The organism is Methylobacterium sp. WL64, assembly GCF_008039945.1.
Lineage (GTDB): Bacteria > Pseudomonadota > Alphaproteobacteria > Rhizobiales > Beijerinckiaceae > Methylobacterium.
On record NZ_VRVA01000010.1, the window covers coordinates 43,538 to 63,337 of the forward strand.

A 19,800-nucleotide genomic window follows, 5' to 3' on the forward strand; every position below is an offset into this window, starting at 1 on the left:
ATGTCCGGACCTGCACCGAGGAAGATCCTGGACAATGGCCGAGACCGACCGCGAAGCCAATCGCTTTTCCGCCCGCGCCGGGCGCTACGCCAGCGTCGGCGCCAATGTCGGTGGCGTCGCCGCCCGGATGGCGATGTCCCGGCTGTTCGGCAAGGAGGGGACGACCAGCGCAGCGGCCCTGGCGCAGGCTCTCGGCGGGCTGAAGGGCCCGATCATGAAGGTGGCGCAGCTTCTGGCCACCATTCCCGACCTGCTGCCACCCGAATACGCGGCGGAGCTCCAAAAGCTACAGGCCGACGCGCCGCCCATGGGCGCTGCGTTCGTGAAGCGCCGGATGCAATCCGAGCTGGGCATCGCCTGGCAGGGTCGTTTCGGCAGCTTCGACCTGAAGCCCGCAGCCGCCGCCTCGCTGGGTCAGGTACACCGGGCGACGACGACGGACGGCGAGCTGCTGGCCTGCAAGCTCCAGTATCCCGACATGCAATCGGCCGTGGAGGCCGATCTCAAGCAACTCGAGATCGCCTTCGCGCTCCACCGGCGCATGAACAGCTGGCTCGATACCCGCGAGATCGCCAAGGAAATCGGCGCCCGGGTCCGCGAGGAACTCGATTACGAGCACGAGGCGAAGCACGCCAGCCTCTACGGCGAGGTCCTCAAGGATATCGACGCGGTGCGCGTACCGCGGGTCTATCCGGACCTGTCGACCAAGCGCCTGCTCACCCTCAGCTGGCTCGACGGCGACAAGATCCTGAGCTTTGCCGAGGAGCCCGTCGAGGTCCGCAACCGCATCGCGCAGTCGATGTTCAAGGCGTGGTGGCATCCGTTCAGCCGCGCGGCCGTCATCCACGGCGACCCGCATCTCGGCAACTACACCGTCTTCTCCGAGGGCGGTGAGGCGGCCGGCATCAACCTGCTGGATTACGGCTGCGTGCGGATCTTCCATCCCCGCTTCGTCGGCGGCGTCGTCGATCTGTATCGGGGCCTGTTGGAGGATGACGCCGCCCGAATCGTCCACGCCTACGAGGTTTGGGGCTTCAAGAACCTCGACAAGGAAAAGATCGAGATCCTGAACATCTGGGCGCGGTTCATCTACGGCCCGCTCCTGGAGGATCGCACCCGCACCGTGGCCGATGGGGTCAAGCCGGGTGAATACGGCCGGCGCCAGGCGTTCCAGGTCCACCAGGCGCTGAAGGAGCGGGGTCCGGTGACGGTGCCGCAGGAATTCGTGTTCATGGACCGCGCCGCCGTGGGCCTCGGCGCGGTGTTCCTCCATCTTCGCTCGGAGCTGAACTATCACCAGCTGTTCGAGGCCGAGATCGAGCATTTCTCGCTGGAGGAGCTGGCGCAGCGGCAGGCTCAGATCCTGACCCAGGCCGGATTGCCGATGCCGGCCTAGTTGGCTCCACGGGAGTCCACCGAGGGGCCAATCAACTTGCGTGCGTCCGATTGCGGCAGGAAAACGCTTGAGCTACATCCCAATGCGACCACAAGAAGTCGCATCCAAGGGAAACGAGCGCACGATGGCCGAGAGTGAGACGGTGGGCGGGCACACCTACAGCCCGGCGATGGACGCAAGCACCCACGAGCAGACCTATCGCGGCTTCGTTCGCTTCGTCGAGATCGGTACCGGGGTGGTGATCTGCTGGGTGCTGGCCCTTGCAGTGGGCGGTATCCGCGAAGCTTGGCTGCTGGCGATTCTCAGCGTGATCGTGTCGGGCGTGGCCGGCGCCGTTGGGGCGCTTGCCCCCGCGATCGGCTGGCGCGGCCCCCTCGTGGTGGCGATTCTCCTGTTCCTCTACCTGGCCTTCGCCTGAGTTCGCAAAAGATAACGGCTCGCCCCATCGGACGAGCTGTCTGATGACGCGTTGAAGCGCGGCCGTCTCGTCGGCAGGCCGCGGGTTACATTCCCACTTATTCCATCAGCGCAATCTTCTTTCGCGTCTCGAAAAGCCGTGCCGGTTCGCGCATTCGGGAGGCCAAGCTTATCCAGGGGAAGCCTCGCATGCGCATCGCTGTGCTGTCTGAGACGGACTCTGCGGAGCCGCGGGTGGCCGCGGTCCCGGAGACCGTCAAAAAGTTCAAGGCGCTCGGTGTCGACATCACCGTGCAGGCGGGGGCCGGGCAGAAGGCCGGAGTCCTGGATTCCGAGTACGAGGCGGCCGGGGCCGAGATCGCTGGCAGTGCCGCAGACGCGGCACGGGATGCCGACCTCGTCCTGAAGGTTCGGCGGCCGGCCGAAGACGAGCTGTCGATGCTCAAGCGCGGCGCCACCGTGGTCGCGATCATGGATCCCTACGGCAACGAGGCCGCGCTGAAGGCGATGGCCGATGCCGGCGTCTCGGGATTCGCCATGGAGCTGATGCCCCGCATCACCCGCGCGCAGGTGATGGACGTACTGTCCTCGCAGGCGAACCTTGCCGGTTATCGCGCAGTCGTCGACGGCGCCGCCGAATACGGCCGCGCTATGCCGATGATGATGACCGCGGCCGGCACCGTGCCTGCGGCCCGCGTGTTCATCATGGGCGTCGGCGTCGCCGGCCTCCAGGCGATCGCCACGGCCCGGCGTCTGGGCGCGGTGGTGACCGCCACCGACGTGCGCCCCGCCACCAAGGAACAGGTCGAGTCGCTCGGAGCCAAGTTCGTCGCGGTCGAGGACGACGAGTTCAAGCAGGCCGAGACCGCAGGCGGCTACGCCAAGGAGATGTCGGCGGGCTACCAGGCCAAGCAGGCCGAGCTGGTGAAAGGCCACATCGCCAAGCAGGATATCGTCATCACCACCGCGCTGATCCCGGGCCGTCCGGCCCCGAAGCTGGTCTCCGAGGACATGGTCGCCTCGATGAAGCCGGGCTCGGTCCTCATCGATCTGGCGGTCGAACGCGGCGGCAACGTAGCGGGCGCCAAACCGGGCGAGGTCGTGGTGACCGATCGCGGCGTGAAGATCGTCGGCCACACCAACGTGCCGGGGCGCCTCGCCGCCACGGCGTCGAGTCTCTACGCACGCAACCTCTACGCCTTCGTCGAGACCTTGATCGACAAGGAGTCGAAGGCTCTGGCGATCAACTGGGACGACGAGTTGGTGAAGGCCACCAACCTGACGCGTGACGGTTCCGTGGTCCACGCCTCGTTCCAGGCCAAGACCGACGGACCGGCCTCGGAGGCTGCGGCCGTGGGTCTGGCCAAGTCGGAAACGGGTAAGGCCGAGCCCGCCCCGGCCCCATCCGACGCCCGCTGAAGACCGATCGCGAGGAGAAGCAGTATGGCAAACCTTGTTGTCCCTCCCGATCAGGCCGCTGATCAGACCCGCGTCCTGGCCGACGCGGCGCGTGCAGCCGCCGATGTCGCCCGCAACGCCGCTGACCAAGCCCAGGCCATCGCGGCCGGGATGGGCCACGGGATCAGCGCCGCCACCGGCGGCGCCGTGGACCCCTTCGTCTTCCAGTTCGCCATCTTCGTGCTGGCGATTCTCGTCGGCTACTACGTCGTCTGGTCGGTGACCCCGGCGCTGCACACCCCGCTGATGTCGGTCACCAACGCGATCTCGTCGGTGATCATCGTCGGTGCGCTGTTGGCGGCGGGCGTGCCGCTCCTGGAGAAAGGCACCGGCTGGGCCCGTGCCTTCGGATTCATCGGCATCGTGCTGGCCAGCGTGAATATCTTCGGTGGCTTCCTCGTGACCCAGCGCATGCTCGGCATGTACAAGAAGAAGGCCTGAGACGATGTCCCAGAACGTCTCCGCCCTTCTCTACATCGTCTCCGGCGTCCTGTTCATCATGGCGTTGCGGGGGCTCTCGCACCCGACCACGTCCCGGCAGGGTAACCTCTACGGCATGATCGGCATGGCGCTTGCCGTGCTCACCACGCTGATCGGCCATCCGCCCGCGGGCTTCGGCGCCTGGATCCTCGTGATCCTCGGCATTGGCATCGGCGGCGGCGCGGGCGCGGTCATCGCCAAGCGCGTCCCGATGACGGCGATGCCGCAGCTCGTGGCGGCGTTCCACTCGCTGGTCGGCCTTGCCGCCGTCGCGGGCGCTGCGGCGACGCTCTACGCGCCGCAGGCGGTCGGCATCCTCGAGAACGGCCACATCCACAAGCAGTCGCTGTTTGAGATGGCGCTCGGCGCCGCGATCGGAGCGATCACCTTCACCGGCTCGGTCATCGCTTTCGCCAAGCTCGACGGGCGGATGTCAGGCAAGCCGATCATGCTGCCCCAGCGGCACCTGATCAACATCGGCATCGCGGTGGCGCTGGTGGTGCTGATCGCCCTGTTCATCGGCAACGAGAGCAAGGCGGTGTTCTGGCTGATCGTGCTGCTGTCCTTCGCGTTGGGCGGCCTGCTGATCATCCCGATCGGCGGCGCGGACATGCCGGTCGTCGTGTCGATGCTCAATTCCTACTCGGGTTGGGCCGCGGCCGGCATCGGCTTCACCCTCGGCAACCTCGCGCTGATCATCACCGGCGCCCTGGTCGGCTCCTCGGGCGCGATCCTGTCGTACATCATGTGCCACGCGATGAACCGGTCGTTCATCTCGGTCATCCTGGGCGGGTTCGGCGGCGATACCGCCGCAGCCGGTCCGGGCCAGGTCGAGACCCGCCCGGTCAAGCAGGGCTCGGCCGACGACGCCGCCTACATCATGAAGAACGCCGAGCGCGTCATCATCGTCCCGGGATACGGGATGGCGGTCGCGCAAGCGCAGCACAGCTTGCGCGAGATGGCCGACCTCCTGAAGAAGGAGGGCGTCGATGTGAAATACGCCATCCACCCGGTGGCGGGCCGTATGCCGGGCCACATGAACGTGCTGCTCGCCGAGGCGAACGTGCCCTACGACGAGGTGTTCGAGCTGGAAGATATCAACGGCGAGTTCCCGCAGGCCGATGTGGCCTTCGTGATCGGCGCCAACGACGTCACCAACCCGGCCGCGAAGACCGACAAAGCCTCGCCGATCTACGGCATGCCCATCCTCGACGTGGAGCGGGCCAAGACGGTGCTGTTCATCAAGCGCGGCATGGGCTCCGGCTATGCTGGCGTCGAGAACGAGGTGTTCTTCCGCGACAACACCATGATGCTGTTCGGCGACGCCAAGAAGGTGGTCGACAACATCCTCAAGGCGTTCTGAGGCCCTCTACAGGGTGGTTTCGGCGAGGGGCGGGCAGTGATGCGCGCCCCTTTGTCGTACCGGCTCGCCGTTCGATCGCGGCCGCTGTTGCTGATGCACCCGCGCGTCCGGGGCCGACACGGTGTAGGGTGCCATCCGTGTCCGCCGCCCCCGCCTCGCTGATCTCCGAACCGCCGCCGTTCCTGGGGGTATCCGCATCTGTGACAGGGCGGCGCTGGCAGGAGCGCTGTGCCGGCTCGGCAGTGCAGAACCACATCGCCAAGATGGTCCAGGCACACGGCCTGCCCGAGTTGCTGGCCCGTGTTCTGGCCGGTCGGCAGGTGGCCCCGGACGAGGCCGTTCGGCATCTGGCGCCGCGCCTGCGCGACCTGATGCCGGATCCGGACACGCTTCTCGACATGGATGTGGCCGTGCGCCGACTGGTCCGCGCGATCCGGTGCGGTGAGATCGTCGCCGTGTTCGGCGATTACGATGTCGACGGCGCGGCCAGCGCAGCGATGCTCGCCGGCTACCTGCGCCAGCTCGGCCTTCGGGCCCCGATCCACATTCCCGACCGGATCACAGAGGGCTACGGACCCAACGTCGCGGCGATCACCGCGCTCGCAGCCGAGGGGGCGACCCTGCTGGTCTGCGTCGATTGCGGCACCAGCGGCCACGGGCCTCTTAAGGAGGCCGAAAAGTCCGGTCTCGACGTCATCGTCCTGGATCACCACGCCGCCGCCGAGGTGTTGCCGCCGGCCCGGGCCATCGTGAACCCGAACCGCCTCGACGACCTCTCCGGGCTCGGCCATCTCTGCGCCGCCGGCGTGGTGTTCCTGACGCTCGCCGCCCTAAACCGCGCCCTGCGCCGGGACGGCTTCTTCGGGCCGCATCGCCCCGAGCCGGCGCTCACAGACGCCCTCGACCTCGTGGCGCTGGCGACCGTCGCCGACGTCGTCCCGTTGGTCGGCCTGAACCGCGCCTTCGTCACCCAGGGATTGACGGTGATGCGCCACCGGGGCCGGACCGGTCTGGCGGCTCTGCTCGACGCCGCCTCGCTCAGTGAGCCCCCGGAAGCGTGGCATCTCGGCTTCGTGCTCGGTCCGCGGATCAACGCTGGCGGTCGCATCGGGGATTCGGCGCTGGGCGCGCGCCTGCTCACCACCGCGGATCCCGCCGAGGCCGCCCGCATCGCCGCGGACCTCGACCGGCTCAACCGCGAGCGTCAGGCCATCGAGGCCCATGCCGTGGCGGAGGCTGAAGCCGAGATGGACCGCGCCCTGACCCACGATCCCGCACGCGCCGTCCTGGTGACCGGGGACGCCGCGTGGCATCCGGGCATCGTCGGGTTGATCGCGGCGCGGCTGAAGGAGCGCTTCAACCGGCCGGCCTTCGCGTTCGCGATCAGGCCCGACGGCAGCGCCACCGGTTCCGGGCGCTCGATCCCCGGGGCCGATCTCGGCCTGGCCGTCCGGGCCTGCGTCGAGGCCGGGCTCGCGAGCAAGGGGGGCGGTCACGCCATGGCGGCGGGCGTCACTCTTCGGGCCGACGACATCCCCCGCTTCGAGACACATCTGGCCGCGTTGCTCGGCGCCAGCGTCGCCGTCTCGCGGGCCGCCGACGCATTGCTGATCGACGGCGGATTGAGTGCCGGCGGCGCCACCGCCGAGACCGTCCGGCTGCTCCAGCGCGCCGGACCGTTCGGTCAGGGCGCCCCGGAGCCGGTCTTCGCGCTCGGCCGTCACCGCCTGGTCGACGCCGCCGTGGTCGGCACCGGGCACGTCCGGGCGCGCCTGCGCAGTCGCGACGGACAGGCCGTGGGTGCGATCTGCTTCCGGGCCGCCGAGCGGCCGCTGGGCCAAGCCCTGCTGAGGGGCATCGGCCAGGAGATGCACGTCGCCGGTACCCTGTCCTGCGACCGCTGGCGCGGTGCCGAGCGGGCGCAAGTACGGATCGTCGATCTGGCTCCGGCCGAAGCCTGACGCATCGATCCTAAGGTGGCCGCCGGCTTACCGACAATGACGATGCGCTGATCGTTCAGCTTCCTGCCATCACCAGTGCCCAGAACCGCTTGTAGCGGGTGTTGGGCGCATCGACCCGGGCGATGCCGATCCTGCGGATCTGCGGGAGCAGCATGTTCTTGTTGTGCTCGGAGCTGGCCTTCCAGCGCGCCAGCACCTGTTCGAAGGTCTCCGAGCCGGCGCTGAGATTCTCCGCCGCGTAGGACTTCGCCAGGCCGGCCGAGGCCATCCGCGATGTGAAGCTGCCGCCGACATCGTGGCTGAGCTGGCCGTTGCGCGCGTTGTTGCCGGCCTGGAACGCGGCCGCCTTCACCAGGCCGCCGTCGACGACGACCGGGCTCAATCCGTGCTGGACCCGATAGGCCGAGATCGCGGCCGCCGCCGCGACCTCGTCGAGGATCGCGGTATGGGTCGCGTTCTCGACATTGGGCTCGGGCGTGAAGGACAGGCCGCCGCAGCCGGCAAGTGCCAGCGCCAGGGCCGCGGCGAGAGGAAGGAGAGCTTTGGACACGGTCGATCGCAGTTCCGGGAGGGATGCGTCTCCCTCGGGACCGGTTGCGGCGAAAGCGCGGCGCTGGGAGACGCCCGCAGGCGCAACAGCCCGACCGTGGCACGACGGCCACGGGTCTTATGCCGCGAGCGCGTCACCCCCGAGCATGACCGGTGCGAACACGCGCAGAAGATCGGGATCCAGATGGCCAATCCCGTCGACCATGATCGCCAGCGCCTCGGCGGGGCTGGCGGGTTGGCGATAGGCGCGCCGTTCGGTCAGCGCCGAGAACACGTCGCAGATCGCCACGATCCGCACGAGATCGGAGATCGTCCGGCCGGAGAGCCGGTCCGGGTAGCCGTTGCCGTCCAGCCGTTCGTGATGATGCAGGACGACATCGATCACCTCGGCCTCGAAGCCGCCCTGTGCTCGCAGCAGGTCAGCGCCGATCACGGGATGCCGCTGCATCAGCCGCAGCTCTTCCGGATCCAGATGGCCCGGTTTGTTCAGGATCTCCGTCGGGATCCGCGATTTGCCGATGTCGTGGAGCAGGGCGGATCGCACGAGGCGGGCGAGATCGATCCGGCTCAAGCCGATCTGCGCCCCGAAACTGGCAGCGTGTCCCGCGACCCCGAGGGTGTGCTGGTAGACGCCGACATCATGGCGCCAGACTTCGGCGAGCCAGGCCGTGATCCCGGCCTCCGAGACGGCAGCCAGAACCAGTTCGATGCCGCGCTCGACATCGGCGCGCTGCAGGCCCGCCCCGAGCGCCGCACTGTCGAACAGCTCGGCCACGATCCCGGTGGCATCCGTGACGCGGCCGACGAGGCGCTGCATGCGGGTTTCCACCGAGCGCGTCACCGCCTCGATCATGGCGAAGACGTTGGCCAGCACGAGCTGGCGCGGTGCGGCGGCGGGCAACTGCCGAAGATGCGGCGCCGGGCTGAGCGGCTCGCCGCGGACCAGGACCAGGCGCGGGATCGGACGGCCGCGATGGGTCAGGGCCGGCTCGAAAGCCGCGGCCTGCGCCGGATGCAAATCCAGGATGATGAGGTGCGGGCGCCCCGCCGGGATCGCCGAGCCGGCGGCAACCGCCCGGCAATCCATGACCAGCGCGATGGCGCGCTCCAGGGCCGCCCGCTCGGTCGGGCGATCCGAAATCAACAGCACGAACGGGCTGTTTGCGGTCTGCGCTTGTATGCCGAGGGCCAACGCGGTTGCTCCCCGGTCCGCATGGTCAACGATATGTTGACGTTAACGGAAACCTTTGAGCAAAGTGTTAACCCTACGCAATCTGCCGGCGTATAGGCGCCGAAAAACAGTGTTTACGCGAGGCTGACGGCGCCGTCCTGTCGGGTCTGCTGCGCGACGGGCTTGCCGGCATCGGACGCCGGGCTCAGTACGTCGGCGAGCTTGACGGCCAGGAGGGCCTGGCAGGCGGCGAAGGCGGTGAATACGACGACGAAGTTGGCGATCATCGGAAGGCTCCGGTACGGCTCGGCTGGACGCTGAATGGTGCGATGCAAGAAATGCCATGCCGCAACGCAAACTGGTATGCCAAATACCGAATGCCCAATATGTCGCGAGCGCATGCCCTCGCCGAGGCGGTGAAACCGACCGGCCGAAGCATTTCCGAAGGGGATCGCCACTTTCTAAGCGACAGCCTCGTGCGATCCGCGAGCGACGTGTTGCAACGCAAGCGCGGCTGCAATCACAGGCACGGCTGAGGATTGAGGTCGCTTGTAGCGTGCCGTGGCGTTGAACGGACCGCTAAGCGTTGTCGCGCCAATCCCCGCTTGGGACGGACGGTCAGTCCAGATAATCGCCGTAGGTGTCGACGTGTTGCGCCAGCCCAAGACCGTGCTCGCGCACGAGCCGCTCGGCCATGTCGGCGTTCCGGGCCTCCAGCGCGGCGATGATCGCCACGTGCTCGCGGATCGAATGCTGCGCGCGGTCGCCCTGCCGCAACGCGGTGCTGCGAATCCCCCGCACATGCATCAGCAGATTGCTGGTGAGCTCCGCAATCGGCTCGCAATGTCCGAGCGCGATGATCCGCTGGTGGAAGCGGATGTTGGCATCCGAATATTCGTCGATGTGCTCGGACGGCTGTCCTTCGTAGAATTCCGGGAATGATTCACGCAGGGCACGTAGCTGCGCGTCGGTGGCCCGGGTGCAGGCGAGCCGGGCCGCCATGCTCTCCAGCGCCGTCCAAGCGTGGATCATGCCGACGATTTCGCCCTTGTTCTTCTTGATGACGAACACGCCGCGGCGCGCCTCGGACCGGACGAACCCCTCCTGCTCCAGCACGGTGAGCGCCTCGCGCACGGGTGTGCGGCTGACCCCGAGATCCTGCGACAGTTTCCGCTCATCGAGCCGCACCTCATCGGGCCGCCCGTAGATATCCATGTTGGTTATAGCAGTTTTGAGCGCTTCATAAGCCAAGGTCCGTAGACTGGAGCTGGCGACGATCGGTTTAACGCTCAACGGTTCTGAGTTCGACATGCCTCGTCCAGCCGGCCCACGCCCATATTGTCTCGCACGTGTTCTCTATCGTGCGCTCGTAAAACGAACTAACGCAAACCTTTTCCCGATCCTAGTCAATTACGAGCCGACCCACAGACCCTTGGGCCTGAGCGCAGTCCGGCCTGTGCGTCGTCGAGGAGCACTATCTGGAACGGTAGTTCCGGATTTGGCCCATACGAATGACGGCGCGCATTAATCCAGCGGCATATTCGTGTATTTTTGTGCAGGATCGATTGACAGAATCTCCCGCCGCCAGCACCATCCTTCTGGCATACCGTACACCAGCATGTATTCGGTGACGGGGTGCGACGGTCAGTGATAACACCGGCAGAGTTTTCGTTTGTCTGTCGGTCAAGAATTTTTCAAAGCATGCCGTTCGCTTTGTTCTGACAAGGGCGGCCGTGTCCGGGCATAAACACCGCCGGGATTAGATACAGAATAATAAATCCAGCGAGGAGGGAAGCGTATGTCCGAGATTCGCAAACCGGTTGGGGCGGGCCGATGGCTGCAGCTCGCATTCGGCGTCGTCTGCATGTGCATGATCGCCAACATGCAGTACGGCTGGACCTTCTTCGTGAACCCGATGCAGGAGCGTCACGGCTGGGATCGCGCCGCGATCCAGATCGCGTTCACGCTGTTCGTCGTCACCGAGACCTGGCTGGTCCCGATCGAAGGCTGGTTCGTGGACAAGTACGGTCCGCGGATCGTCACCCTGTTCGGCGGCCTGCTGTGCGGCATCGCCTGGGTGATGAATTCCTACGCCGAAACGCTGACGATGCTCTACGTTGCGGCCGCGATCGGCGGCACCGGCGCCGGAGCGGTCTACGGCACCTGCGTCGGCAATTCGCTCAAGTGGTTCCCGGACCGCCGCGGTCTCGCCGCCGGCATCACCGCGATGGGTTTCGGCGCCGGTTCGGCACTGACCGTCGTGCCGATCCAGGCGATGATCAAGTCGCAGGGCTACGAGGCCGCGTTCTTCTACTTCGGCATCGGCCAGGGCGTGATCGTGATGCTGATCGCCCTGTTCCTGCGGTCGCCGGCCAAGGGCCAGGTCCCGGACGTCGCCCGGGTCAGCCAGTCCAAGCGCGACTTCAAGCCTGGCGAGATGGTGCGCACCCCGATCTTCTGGGTGATGTACGCGATGTTCGTCATGATGGCCGCCGGCGGCCTGATGGCCACCGCGCAGCTCGGCCCGATCGCCAAGGACTTCAAGATCGCCGACGTCCCGGTCTCGCTGCTGGGGATCACGCTGCCGGCGCTTACCTTCGCGGCGACCCTCGACCGCGTGCTCAACGGCGTGACGCGGCCGTTCTTCGGCTGGGTCTCGGACCATATCGGCCGCGAGAACACGATGTTCATCTCCTTCGCCATCGAAGGTCTGGGCATCTACGCGCTGAGCCAGTTCGGTGAGAACCCGATCGCCTTCGTGCTGCTCACCGGCCTGGTGTTCTTCGCCTGGGGCGAGATCTACTCGCTGTTCCCTGCGACCTGCGGCGACACGTTCGGGTCGAAATACGCGGCGACCAATGCCGGCCTGCTCTACACGGCCAAAGGCACCGCGGCCCTGATCGTGCCCTATACCAGCGTGCTCACGACCATGACCGGAAGCTGGCACACGGTGTTCCTGGTGGCGGCCGGTCTCAACATCCTGGCGGCGCTCCTGGCCCTGTTCGTCCTCAAGCCAATGCGCGCAGCCTACACCAAGGCCCCGCAGACGAGCCTGGCACCGGTTCTGGCCCAGTAACGGCAGGACCCATCCGCTCAGAGGCCCGGCGCCGCTTTACGGCGCCGGGCCTTCATGCGTACCGGATGCCGGCTGCAACCGGAGACCGGGCATGGACAAGGACGAACGGATCGCGCGCGAGGGCGTCGTCGCGGCGGCGTGGGATCTCGACGCGCAGGGTCTGAACCGGGGCACCTCGGGCAACGTCTCGGTGCGGTTCCGCGACGGCCTGCTGATCACCCCCTCGGGGGTGCCGACGGCGCGCATGGGCCCGGACGACATCGTGCCGATGGCCCTCGACGGGACCTACCCGGCGGGGCTCAAGCCGTCCTCGGAATGGCGCTTCCACCGGGATATCCTGGCGGCGCGGCCCGAGGTTGGCGCCATCGTCCACGCCCACCCGATCCACTGCACCGCCTTCGCCCTCTGCGGGCGGCAGATCCCGGCGGTCCACTACATGATCGCAGCCTTCGGCGGCCCCAACGTGCGCTGCGCACCCTACGCGCCCTACGGCACCGCGGAGCTGTCGGAACTGGCGCTCGCCGCCCTCGAAGGCCGAAACGTCTGCCTGTTGGCAAACCACGGCATGATCGCCGCCGGCGGCAGCCTAGAGAAGGCCGTGTGGCTGGCCGTCGAGTTGGAGACCCTGTGCTGGCAATATGCCGTGGCGCTTCAGGTCGGGGCTCCGAACGTCCTGTCCGACCACGAGATCGCCAACACCGTCGAGCGCTTCCGCGGCTACGGGCTCAATGCCACCGACTGATATCGGCGCTCGGTCGGCAGTTAGCGCCCGAGAAACTGCCCGACCGCGATGCCGCCGGACGCGGCGAACTCGGCGGCCGAGACCTTCTTGCCGTCCTCCGGCTTGACCTTCCGGACCTCGATCCGGCCGCCCTGCGCGCAGACGCTGAACCCGTCGTCGTCCACGGCGATGACCTCTCCCGGCTTGCCCTTCACGTCGCCCAGGCGGCGGACCGGGTGCAGGCGCGCATCGAAGATCTGCAGCTTCTTGCCGGCCAGGGTGGTCCAGGCGCCCGGAGCCGGGTTCGCGGCGCGGATCAGGTTGTAGATCTGCTCGGCATGGGCGGACCAGCGGATCTCGGCCTCCGCGGTACGGAACCAGCCTTCGTAACTCGCCGCGTCCTCGTCCTGGTCGATCTCGATATGCTGGCCGGCCGCCACGAGGTCAGCCGCCTCCAGCATGGCGTCCACGCCCATCGGGAACAGGTTGTTGAAGTAGATGTCTCCGAGGGTCGCATCCCCGCCGATCTCGCAGACCTTCTGCAGGATCACCGGGCCCTCATCGAGGCCGTCAGTGGGGCGGAAGATCGTCAGCCCGGTCTGGAGGTCGCCCTTGGCGATCGGCCAGTTGATCGAGGACGGACCGCGATAACGCGGCAGCAGGCTCGGGTGGTATTGGATGGTGCCGTGCTTCGGGATGGTGACGAAGCTCTGCGGCGCGAATTGCAGCACGTACGCCATGATGCCGATATCGGCCTCGAGGCCGCGCATCGCCGCCTCGGCCTCCGGGCTCTTCAGGCTTGGGAATTGGAAGACCGGCAGCCCGTGCTCCTCCGCCGCGGTCTTCAGCACGTCGGGCTTGGCACCGGGCTTCTCCGGCGCGCAGAACACGCCCGCCACGGTATCCCCGCGCTTCAGAAATGCCTCCAGGACGGCCTTGCCGAAGTCCTGCTGACCGATGACGGCGATGCGCATGGGCGATCCCTGGCGTCGTCCGGCCCCGAAGCGAGGCGGGATTTCTTGAGTTGGACTACGACGTTAAGCGGGCAGTCGGCGGCGATCCCGGACGCTCGGCCCGGAATCGCCTGAGGGCCTTACTCGGCCGCGATCTTCTGTACGCCCCCGATGGCGCCGGAGCCGGAGATCTCGCCGACCTCCTCCTCCGAGTACTTGAGCACGTCGCGCAGGATCTCCTGGGTGTGCTCACCCAGGAGCGGCGAGCGCACGACCTCGGTCGGGCTCGCCGAGAGCTTGATCGGGTTGCCGACCGAGAGGTAGCGGCCGCGCGTCGGGTGATCGACCTCCACGATAGTACCGGTCGCCCGCAGCGCCTCGTCGGCGGCGATCTCCTTCATCGACAGGATCGGGCCGCACGGGATGTCGTGCCCGTTCAGGATGTCCATGGCCTCGAACTTGGACATCTTCATCGTCCAGGCCTCGATGCGCGTGAAGATCTCATTGAGGTGCGGCAGGCGCGCCTTCGGGGAGGCGTAGTTCGGGTCGGTCTTCCAATCGGGCTCGCCGATGATGTCGCAGATCGGATCCCAGACCGCTGCCTGGGTGATGACGTAGATGTAGGCGTTCGGGTCCTGCTCCCAGCCCTTGCAGCGCAGGATCCGGCCCGGCTGGCCGCCGCCGGAATCGTTGCCGGCCCGCGGGGTCGCCTCGCCGAACGGGATGCCTTCGCCGAACTGGCTGTATTCCTTGAGCGGGCCGTGCTCGAGGCGCTGCTGGTCGCGCAGCTTGACCCGACAGAGGTTCAGCACGCCGTCCTGCATGGCGCAGTCGACCTTCTGGCCGAGGCCGGTCTGGGTGCGGTGGTAGAGCGCCGTGACGATGCCCAACGCCAGGTGCAGGCCGGTGCCGGAATCGCCGATCTGGGCGCCGGTCACCATCGGGATGCCGTCCCGGAACCCGGTGGTGGAGGCCGAGCCGCCGGCGCATTGCGCGACGTTCTCGTAAACCTTGCAATCCTCGTAGCGGCCGGGGCCGAAGCCCTTCACGGATGCCAAGATCATGCGCGGGTTCTTCGCGTGGATCTTCTCCCAGGTCAGACCCATCCGGGCCAACGCGCCGGGGGCGAAATTCTCCACGAGGACGTCGCATTCCTCGATGAGGCGCCAGAGCACCTCCTTGCCCTTCGGGTTCTTGGAATCGAGCGTGAGGGAGCGCTTGTTGTGGTTCAGCATCGTGAAATACAGGCTGTCCACATCCGGGATGTCCTGCAACTGCTGGCGGGTGGCGTCGCCGACTCCCGGCCGCTCGACCTTGATCACGTCAGCGCCGAACCAGGCCAGAAGCTGGGTGCAGGTCGGGCCGGATTGCACATGGGTGAAGTCCAGGATGCGGACGCCTTCAAGGGCCTTGGTCATGGTCGGTCTCGGATCTCGGATCGGGTTTCGGGAAGCGGCGGGCTGTGTCTCAGGTCGGGTCCGTGATCGGCCTGGCGCCGACGGACGGTGACGGGCTGCAGCGGTGAGGTCTCGCGCGCCGCGCCGTCGCGACGGCTGCGTAACGATCGTGGAGACCCGCGTCCCCGCGTCTCGGACGGATCATGCCGAAACTCCCTCCCGATGCGCGGTCCCGTCGATTCGCGGACCCGTCACGCCGGCCCCATCGAGAGGGCCGTCACACTTGTATACCACATGCCATTCGCGGGAGGCGAGTAGAAAGAAGCACTCGCGAAGGTTGTAGGCATCGCCGTAGCATAGACCCAAGAGTTCTGCGTCTCAACGCTGCGGGCTCCGTGCACTGGGGGAACTGATCCGGTCCCTCTTGGCATACGTCTTAAGGCGGTCCATCATTCCGCCAAAATCCACCGTTCGCCAAACGGACGGTCCCGCGACAACGCTGAACGAGGAACGCCCATGCTCGCCAGCACCAGCTTGATCAAGTCTTCCTGGATCGCCGTCGATGTCGACCGCGACCGGGCGGAACGCGTGCTCGTCGTCGAGACCTACATCGCCGTGAGCCCGCTGGAACCGAATTTCGATGCCGCGCAATATGACCGCGTATTGTGCTGCGTGCAGAAGGTGTTGAAGGCGCATCCCGACATCGACCGCGCCTCGATCCTCAGCATGCACCGCGGCTCCGGCTGCACCGCCCTGTTCCGCGAGCCGCCCGCGGATCTCGCGAGGCCCGCGGCCGCCTGAAGTCCGCACCACGCTGGCGGCTTGCATTGCCCGCCCTGTGGGCGTGGTCCGGCTTACGGCGTGCTCGGCTCCGGGCCAGGCTGTGGCTCGTATGAGTCGAGGGCCACCCGGGCGGCATGAAACCACCAGAGCGGGATGTCCCGGTTGGCGGTGGCCAGGTCCGACGCCCAGCCCTCCTTCGGCATGACCTCGGCCCTGTCGGCGAACAGGCGGAGCGCGCTCTCGGCCCGCTCACGTCGGCATCGTTCGCGGATTGCGACGCGCTCGGCTTCCGCCCGGGCATCGGTCTGCTCGATCAGGCGGCGGGTCGCCAATTCGTCGGCATCGAAGGCGAAGCGTTGCCAGAACGCTTCGGCCTCCCGGGCGACGTCCCTTTCCCGCAATGCCGTCGTCAGTTCGGCTTCGGCGGCCACGCGCGCGGCTTCCGCCGCGTTGGCCCGCGCGAGCACCCGGTTGTTGGCCTCGAGCAACTCGCGTTCGCGCTCCGGCGCCATGCGCTGACGCCGCAGGACGCGCAATTCCTCGTCGCGCGCGGTGACATCGGTTCGATCCGTGATCAGGGCGGCGAGGGGACCTTCGGCCAGGGCGTCGGCGCGTTCGAGATAGCGCTCGCGCAGCCCGGGGTGATGCGTATCGAGGGCGTCATCGTCCCACGCCGGGTAATCGGCGATCCCGCTGCCGTCATGCTCGTAGAGGGTGCGCGCCAGGGCACGGCGCAGGTCGTCGGGCGGCGAGATCGCGACGTGTTCGTTCATGACGCTACGCTGGCGGCGAGTAACGGGATGGCAGTCAACGCGCTCGTTCAGCCGACGGACTCAGGGGCGCATGACGAACACACGTCATCGCACGGAAAATCGCGACCCGCACGCAAAGCCCTTGTCGGCCACGGGCGTGACAGTGCTGAGAGTCTTCTGACGGCTTCGGTCCAGCGATACAGGAATGAAGCAGCCGCGCGCTTTACAGGCTCGATGACCGCGGCTCAGCGCGTAGATCTTTCCGGGCGCCGTGACCATCGGGGCGCCGTGCGATCCGCATTGCAAGGTCCGTCACCTGCACACACGTCCGGTTTGCGTCGGCCTCAATCCGAAGGCCGGCGGCCGGCTTTCGGTAGGATGCTCTCGATCTGCCTCCGCCAGGGGGGCGGCCATCGCGAAGCGCCGTCCACAACCAAAGGCCCGGGTGCGCGGCGAGCCTACGCGTCCGATTTGCGGGCGATGCGTTCCAGGGCGTCGAACATCGGCTTCAACTCGTCCAGGTCGAGCTGATGGAATCCCAGGGTCCGGCCCATGATCACCCCGAGGATCGCGAAGAACAGCACCGAGCCCTCGCCGGGGCACGTGCTGTTCATCCCGCCGAGCCGGTCGAGTTGATCGGCCACGAAGGCCCGGTAATCGTTCAGAGCTTCGGGATACTCGATCGACGCCAGGAGCAGCGCCCGCGATGACTCGTCGTCGTCGCAGTAATGCGAGCGGACATGCGCCACCATCGCCATCGGCAATTGCGACGGCCCGGGCGGAAGTTCACCCTCGCAGGCGACGATTTCCTCACGCAGCTCGGTGAGCTTGCGGGCCACCAGGGCCAGGATCAGCGCGTCCTTTGATGCGTAGTGGTGCAGGACGCCGCCCTTGCTGAGACCGGCCTCGACCGCGACCGCATCGATGGTCAAGGCCCGTGCGCCGCCCTTGCGCAACACGGCGTCGGCCGCCTCCAGGATGATTTCCGGCCGTTCCGCCAGCCGCTGCCGTTTCGCACGCATAGGTCACCATTTTAGAAACCGACTGGACGGTATGTAAGCGATGGAGTAGGACCGCGTCAGGCCGTTGGGCGCCCTTCGTCTGCAACGGCCGCCGACAAGATCCGCATGTTCGCTCAACGATACACAGCTCTCGTGCTCGCGACGATTGCGCTGGCACCAGCGGCCCGGGCGGCCGAACCGGCAGCGGAGCCCGATTCGGCGCTCGTGCGGGTCCGGATCGTCGAGGCGCGGCGTACGCCGGTCGCCTCGGAGGTCGTGCTCACCGGCGACATCCAGGCCCAGGCGCAGGTCAATGTCTCGTTCCGGACGAACGGCAAGGTCGCCGAGCGTCGGGTCGAGGTCGGCGACCACGTCGAGCCCGACCAGGTCCTCGCGGTGCTGGAGCCGCTGACCCAGCGGGCGAACCTCGACAACGCCAAGGCCGCCGTGGCCTCGGCCGAAGCGTTGCTGACCCAGGCCAAGATGGCGTTCGAGCGTCAGAAGCAGCTCCTGGCCGGCGGGTACACGACGCGGCCGAGCTACGACAATGCCGAGCAGGAGCTGCGGACCACGCAGGCGGCGCTCGATTCGGCCAAAGCCGCGCTGGGGACCGCGCAGGAGCAGTTCTCCTACACCGAGTTGCGCGCCGGCCTCTCCGGGATCGTCACGAGCCGCAGCGTCGAGGTCGGCCAGGTGGTCCAGTCCGGCCAGACCGTCCTGGTGCTGGCGCAGGACGGCCCCCGGGATGCGGTGTTCAACGTCTACGAATCGCTGACCGCCCGGCCGCCGGGCGACAAGACCATCACGGTCACGCTGCAGACGAACCCGTCGATCTCGGTGAACGGCACGGTCCGCGAGATCTCGCCGACGGTCGATGCGTCGAGCGGCACGGTACGGGTCAAGATAGGCCTGGAACAGACGCCGCCGGCCATGGGGCTCGGCGCGGTTGTCATCGGCCACGGGCGGTTTGCGCCACACGATGCGGTCATCCTGCCCTGGTCCGCGCTCTACCGCTACGGCGGACGCCCCGCGGTCTGGGTCTTCGATCCCGGCAACCGAACCGTGTCGGTCCGCGCCGTCGAGATCGATAAATACGGGCCGGATGTCATCGCCCTGAAGGGCGGGATCGAGCCGGGCGAGCGCGTCGTGATCGCAGGTATTCAATTTCTGCGCCCCGGACAGGAGGTTGCTGCCAACCTCGTCGAGAGCAACCCATGAGCACGCGTGCGGTTCTGACTCTCACCGCCTGTGCGGTGATTCTCGGCGGATGCGGCGGACACGATGACCAGAACGCTGAGGCCGCGCCTGCACCCGTGCGGCCGGTCCTCACGCAGGTCGCCGTGCCGAAGGACGCCGTCATGTTCGGCCCCTTCGCGGGGACGGTCGAGCCGCGCTACCAGTCCCAGCTCGGCTTCCAGATCCCCGGCCGGATGATCGCGCGCGACGTGACCGTCGGCGACATCGTCACCAAGGGGCAGCGGCTGGCTGCCCTCGACACCGTGGTCACGCGGTTCGACCTCACCCGCGCCGAGGCCGATCTCGCGGATGCCCGGGGGCAGGCCGAGAATGCCGACGCCGCCGAGGCGCGCGCCCGGCGGCTCATGTCGGGCAACAACGTCTCGCAGGCGACCCTCGATCAGGCCGTGGCCAAGCGCGACACTGCGAAGGCGCGGCTCGATCAGGCGGCAGCGAGCCTTCAGAAGGCCCGGGACCAGATGGGCTACACCGAGCTCAAGGCGGAGTTCGACGGCGTCGTCACCCAGCGCCTCGCCGAGATCGGGCAGGTGTTGAGCGCCGGACAGGGCGTCGTCACCGTCGCCCGGCCGGAGATCCGCGAGGCGGTCGTCGACATTCCGGAGCAATATGTCGGCGCGCTTCCGGCGGATGGGGTGTTCACGGTGTCGCTCCAGAGCGCGCCCGAGCTGACGGCCCGGGGGCGCGTCCGGGAGATCGCGCCGCTCGCCGAGGCCGGGACACGGTTCCGGCGCATCCGCATCACGCTCGACGATCCCGGCCCGGCCTTCCGCCTGGGTGCGACGATCGACGTGGCGCTCTCCCGCACGGTGCCGCGCCACGTCCTCCTGCCCGCCGCAGCGCTGCTGGAAGACGGCCCGCGCCGCTCGGTCTGGGTCGTCGATGCGGCCGGAACATCGGTGGCGAGCCGGGATGTGACCCTGGCCTCTAACCCGGAGACGGTCGAGGCCGGACGCGTCGCCATCCGTGATGGTGTCGAACCGGGCGAGCGGGTCGTCGTCGCCGGCGTCCACGCCCTGCAGCAAGGCCAGGCCGTCCGCCTGACCGACGACGCCCGTTGATCCGGTC

19 protein-coding genes are annotated in these 19,800 nt (G+C 67.6%); 11 read left to right on the forward strand and 8 right to left on the reverse strand.

The window, feature by feature from the left end; genetic code table 11:
• The first annotated feature begins 34 nt into the window (after window positions 1-34).
• The 6 genes from FV242_RS07625 to recJ all read left to right on the forward strand — a co-directional run bounded on the left by FV242_RS07625 (window position 35) and on the right by recJ (window position 7,075).
• Complete coding sequence (locus tag FV242_RS07625; RefSeq protein ID WP_147938510.1) at window positions 35-1,396, forward strand: AarF/ABC1/UbiB kinase family protein; 1,362 nt, start codon at window positions 35-37, stop codon at window positions 1,394-1,396.
• Between the two features lie 124 nt (window positions 1,397-1,520).
• Entirely contained in the window at window positions 1,521-1,814 is a 294-nt protein-coding gene (locus FV242_RS07630; protein ID WP_147906694.1) for an aa3-type cytochrome c oxidase subunit IV, read from the forward strand.
• Between the two features lie 188 nt (window positions 1,815-2,002).
• Complete coding sequence (locus FV242_RS07635; protein ID WP_147938511.1) at window positions 2,003-3,232, forward strand: Re/Si-specific NAD(P)(+) transhydrogenase subunit alpha; 1,230 nt, start codon at window positions 2,003-2,005, stop codon at window positions 3,230-3,232.
• Between the two features lie 24 nt (window positions 3,233-3,256).
• Window positions 3,257-3,712: a proton-translocating transhydrogenase family protein gene (locus tag FV242_RS07640; RefSeq protein WP_147906696.1), complete on the forward strand. Its 456-nt coding sequence runs from the start codon at window positions 3,257-3,259 to the stop codon at window positions 3,710-3,712.
• Window positions 3,713-3,716: 4 nt separating this feature from the next.
• Window positions 3,717-5,114 carry an NAD(P)(+) transhydrogenase (Re/Si-specific) subunit beta gene (locus tag FV242_RS07645; protein WP_147906697.1) on the forward strand — a complete coding sequence of 466 codons (1,398 nt, stop codon included), beginning with the start codon at window positions 3,717-3,719 and terminating at the stop codon, window positions 5,112-5,114.
• A 137-nt stretch (window positions 5,115-5,251) separates the two neighbouring features.
• Complete coding sequence (gene recJ / locus FV242_RS07650) at window positions 5,252-7,075, forward strand: single-stranded-DNA-specific exonuclease RecJ (protein ID WP_147938512.1); 1,824 nt, start codon at window positions 5,252-5,254, stop codon at window positions 7,073-7,075.
• 55 nt (window positions 7,076-7,130) lie between these two features.
• Here recJ and FV242_RS07655 read toward each other — a convergent pair whose 3' ends face one another.
• The 4 genes from FV242_RS07655 to FV242_RS07665 all read right to left on the reverse strand — a co-directional run bounded on the left by FV242_RS07655 (window position 7,131) and on the right by FV242_RS07665 (window position 10,106).
• Window positions 7,131-7,625 (reverse strand): CAP domain-containing protein, encoded by a 495-nt coding sequence (locus FV242_RS07655; RefSeq protein WP_147938513.1) that lies wholly within the window; start codon window positions 7,623-7,625, stop codon window positions 7,131-7,133.
• Between the two features lie 117 nt (window positions 7,626-7,742).
• Window positions 7,743-8,816, reverse strand: a complete 1,074-nt coding sequence (locus tag FV242_RS07660) for an HD-GYP domain-containing protein (protein ID WP_147938514.1) — start codon at window positions 8,814-8,816, stop codon at window positions 7,743-7,745.
• Window positions 8,817-8,929: 113 nt separating this feature from the next.
• On the reverse strand, window positions 8,930-9,082 hold the full coding sequence (locus tag FV242_RS34410) for a hypothetical protein (RefSeq protein ID WP_187193691.1): 153 nt from the start codon (window positions 9,080-9,082) through the stop codon (window positions 8,930-8,932).
• Between the two features lie 331 nt (window positions 9,083-9,413).
• A complete protein-coding gene (locus FV242_RS07665) occupies window positions 9,414-10,106 on the reverse strand; it encodes a GntR family transcriptional regulator (RefSeq protein WP_147938515.1) in 693 nt (230 codons plus the stop codon).
• A gap of 487 nt (window positions 10,107-10,593) precedes the next feature.
• On the opposite strand from FV242_RS07665, the gene oxlT reads away from it, so the two are divergent.
• Both oxlT and FV242_RS07675 read left to right on the forward strand, forming a co-directional pair.
• The gene (gene oxlT / locus FV242_RS07670; RefSeq protein ID WP_147906702.1) at window positions 10,594-11,871 is read left to right on the forward strand and encodes an oxalate/formate MFS antiporter; all 1,278 of its coding nucleotides are present in this window, start codon (window positions 10,594-10,596) and stop codon (window positions 11,869-11,871) included.
• Between the two features lie 91 nt (window positions 11,872-11,962).
• Complete coding sequence (locus tag FV242_RS07675; protein WP_147938516.1) at window positions 11,963-12,613, forward strand: class II aldolase/adducin family protein; 651 nt, start codon at window positions 11,963-11,965, stop codon at window positions 12,611-12,613.
• Window positions 12,614-12,633: 20 nt separating this feature from the next.
• Here FV242_RS07675 and FV242_RS07680 read toward each other — a convergent pair whose 3' ends face one another.
• Complete coding sequence (locus FV242_RS07680) at window positions 12,634-13,566, reverse strand: methionyl-tRNA formyltransferase (RefSeq protein WP_147906704.1); 933 nt, start codon at window positions 13,564-13,566, stop codon at window positions 12,634-12,636.
• Between the two features lie 119 nt (window positions 13,567-13,685).
• Window positions 13,686-14,963 (reverse strand): formyl-CoA transferase, encoded by a 1,278-nt coding sequence (gene frc / locus FV242_RS07685; RefSeq protein WP_147854566.1) that lies wholly within the window; start codon window positions 14,961-14,963, stop codon window positions 13,686-13,688.
• Window positions 14,964-15,458: 495 nt separating this feature from the next.
• Here frc and FV242_RS07690 point away from each other — a divergent pair, with 495 nt between their 5' ends.
• Window positions 15,459-15,743 (forward strand): hypothetical protein, encoded by a 285-nt coding sequence (locus FV242_RS07690; protein ID WP_147906706.1) that lies wholly within the window; start codon window positions 15,459-15,461, stop codon window positions 15,741-15,743.
• Between the two features lie 53 nt (window positions 15,744-15,796).
• On the opposite strand, the gene FV242_RS07695 is transcribed toward FV242_RS07690, so the two are convergent.
• Window positions 15,797-16,498 (reverse strand): hypothetical protein, encoded by a 702-nt coding sequence (locus tag FV242_RS07695; RefSeq protein ID WP_147938517.1) that lies wholly within the window; start codon window positions 16,496-16,498, stop codon window positions 15,797-15,799.
• 437 nt (window positions 16,499-16,935) lie between these two features.
• Entirely contained in the window at window positions 16,936-17,499 is a 564-nt protein-coding gene (locus FV242_RS07700) for a TetR/AcrR family transcriptional regulator (RefSeq protein WP_147938518.1), read from the reverse strand.
• A 105-nt stretch (window positions 17,500-17,604) separates the two neighbouring features.
• On the opposite strand from FV242_RS07700, the gene FV242_RS07705 reads away from it, so the two are divergent.
• Together FV242_RS07705 and FV242_RS07710 are read left to right on the forward strand one after the other, a co-directional pair.
• The gene (locus FV242_RS07705) at window positions 17,605-18,696 is read left to right on the forward strand and encodes an efflux RND transporter periplasmic adaptor subunit (protein ID WP_147938519.1); all 1,092 of its coding nucleotides are present in this window, start codon (window positions 17,605-17,607) and stop codon (window positions 18,694-18,696) included.
• Window positions 18,693-19,793 carry an efflux RND transporter periplasmic adaptor subunit gene (locus FV242_RS07710; RefSeq protein WP_147938520.1) on the forward strand — a complete coding sequence of 367 codons (1,101 nt, stop codon included), beginning with the start codon at window positions 18,693-18,695 and terminating at the stop codon, window positions 19,791-19,793. Before FV242_RS07705 ends, FV242_RS07710 begins: the two co-directional genes overlap by 4 nt.
• Window positions 19,794-19,800: the final 7 nt, after the last annotated feature.

What these genes read in the sequence shown, in the direction of transcription:
- FV242_RS07695 (WP_147938517.1), bottom strand. Translation starts at nt 16,498, where the DNA reads ATGAACGAACACGTCGCGATCTCGCCGCCCGACGACCTGCGCCGTGCC.
- FV242_RS07635 (WP_147938511.1), top strand. Translation starts at nt 2,003, where the DNA reads ATGCGCATCGCTGTGCTGTCTGAGACGGACTCTGCGGAGCCGCGGGTG.
- FV242_RS07665 (WP_147938515.1), bottom strand. Translation starts at nt 10,106, where the DNA reads ATGTCGAACTCAGAACCGTTGAGCGTTAAACCGATCGTCGCCAGCTCC.
- FV242_RS07690 (WP_147906706.1), top strand. Translation starts at nt 15,459, where the DNA reads ATGCTCGCCAGCACCAGCTTGATCAAGTCTTCCTGGATCGCCGTCGAT.
- FV242_RS07645 (WP_147906697.1), top strand. Translation starts at nt 3,717, where the DNA reads ATGTCCCAGAACGTCTCCGCCCTTCTCTACATCGTCTCCGGCGTCCTG.
- FV242_RS07710 (WP_147938520.1), top strand. Translation starts at nt 18,693, where the DNA reads ATGAGCACGCGTGCGGTTCTGACTCTCACCGCCTGTGCGGTGATTCTC.
- FV242_RS07680 (WP_147906704.1), bottom strand. Translation starts at nt 13,566, where the DNA reads ATGCGCATCGCCGTCATCGGTCAGCAGGACTTCGGCAAGGCCGTCCTG.
- FV242_RS07705 (WP_147938519.1), top strand. Translation starts at nt 17,605, where the DNA reads ATGTTCGCTCAACGATACACAGCTCTCGTGCTCGCGACGATTGCGCTG.
- FV242_RS34410 (WP_187193691.1), bottom strand. Translation starts at nt 9,082, where the DNA reads ATGATCGCCAACTTCGTCGTCGTATTCACCGCCTTCGCCGCCTGCCAG.
- frc (WP_147854566.1), bottom strand. Translation starts at nt 14,963, where the DNA reads ATGACCAAGGCCCTTGAAGGCGTCCGCATCCTGGACTTCACCCATGTG.
- FV242_RS07640 (WP_147906696.1), top strand. Translation starts at nt 3,257, where the DNA reads ATGGCAAACCTTGTTGTCCCTCCCGATCAGGCCGCTGATCAGACCCGC.
- FV242_RS07700 (WP_147938518.1), bottom strand. Translation starts at nt 17,499, where the DNA reads ATGCGTGCGAAACGGCAGCGGCTGGCGGAACGGCCGGAAATCATCCTG.
- FV242_RS07630 (WP_147906694.1), top strand. Translation starts at nt 1,521, where the DNA reads ATGGCCGAGAGTGAGACGGTGGGCGGGCACACCTACAGCCCGGCGATG.
- FV242_RS07625 (WP_147938510.1), top strand. Translation starts at nt 35, where the DNA reads ATGGCCGAGACCGACCGCGAAGCCAATCGCTTTTCCGCCCGCGCCGGG.
- FV242_RS07675 (WP_147938516.1), top strand. Translation starts at nt 11,963, where the DNA reads ATGGACAAGGACGAACGGATCGCGCGCGAGGGCGTCGTCGCGGCGGCG.
- oxlT (WP_147906702.1), top strand. Translation starts at nt 10,594, where the DNA reads ATGTCCGAGATTCGCAAACCGGTTGGGGCGGGCCGATGGCTGCAGCTC.